1 protein-coding gene is annotated in these 1,198 nt (G+C 35.1%); it reads right to left on the bottom strand.

Going from position 1 to position 1,198, the window contains the following annotated elements; genetic code table 11:
• On the bottom strand, nucleotides 1-1,198 hold a 1,198-nt coding region (locus JCM14108_RS13940; RefSeq protein ID WP_152536968.1), incomplete at both ends, for a collagen-binding domain-containing protein.

The raw sequence follows: 1,198 nt of genomic DNA, 5'->3' as shown, positions 1-1,198 counted from the left end.
TTGATCCAGTCGTTGAACCGGTGGTGCTGCCAGTCGTTGATCCAGTCGTTGAACCGGTGGTGCTGCCAGTGGTTGAGCCAGTGGTTGATCCAGTCGTTGAACCGGTGGTGCTGCCAGTCGTTGAACCGGTAGGATGAATGTCCCATCTATGTGATTCACCGCCTGTTATATTGACGACATTAGCAACGATATTTCCATCAATATTAACTCCAGCATTAATAGTCGCGTTAGGTGCTAAAATACTTCCCATAAACCGGCCACTGCTGAAATTAAAAGTTTGCCCACCGGTACCTAAATTCCATAATACATGGTTAGGCTCCGTATGTCCTTCGCTATTTGGTAAAGCATTCGTTCCATCAATATAGTTAAATTGAACTTGTGTAGAAATATTTTGATTTCCATCGGGAATGCCTGTGACATTAATTACTATGGTTGGACCAGTCAATGAATTAGATATTCCTTTGATTGTAATTGGCTGTGGATCACTTAAATATTCAAATGGAACATTTACATAAATAATTTGTGTTCCAGTTGCCACTCCCGAAACATCAATATAGCGATTATTCATATCAGAATAATTTGAAATAACACCCTTGGACTGAGTAGTACTAGTATAACTAGTAGATGCACTTATCAATTGTTGGAATACATCACTAAAATCAATATATGTCTGCCCGGTAGTATCTTGATAGACATCTTCAGGTTTTAAATTATCCATAGTGATACCATTGATTAAGACTTTGTCATTTTCAATTGATACATTAACATCTTTGCCTAATACTACATGATTAAATGTTTTATTTCTAAAAGCGTTACTTTGAAGATGTTTGGCCAGTTGTTGAATGTAATAAATATCACCGCTAGTTAAATTGTATGAATCACCACGTGTACCAAAATCGTTAGAGCCATTTAAAATTTTAACAGCTAAATTACCATTAGTATCCGCCGATAAACTAGCTTGATTTGCAAAAATGTGGAACAAAGAAGCTAATTTTAAAACACTGTTAGTATTTAGGTCGTTAATATCAATCCCTAACTTTTTTAAATAAGCATCATCACTAATGGAAGTAGCTGGTTGAACATTGTTAGATGATAACGCTAATCTTTTAAGATTACCTTTCTTTTCTAAATGATTGCTAACAAGTGAAGATTTAATTTTTTTTGAATTATCAGTTGATGTATCATATAAACTAGTTTT

Origin of the sequence: Lentilactobacillus farraginis DSM 18382 = JCM 14108 (assembly GCF_000583655.1) — a bacterium.
Taxonomy (GTDB): Bacteria; Bacillota; Bacilli; order Lactobacillales; family Lactobacillaceae; genus Lentilactobacillus; species Lentilactobacillus farraginis.
This window is presented reverse-complemented; position numbering and strand designations above follow the sequence as displayed.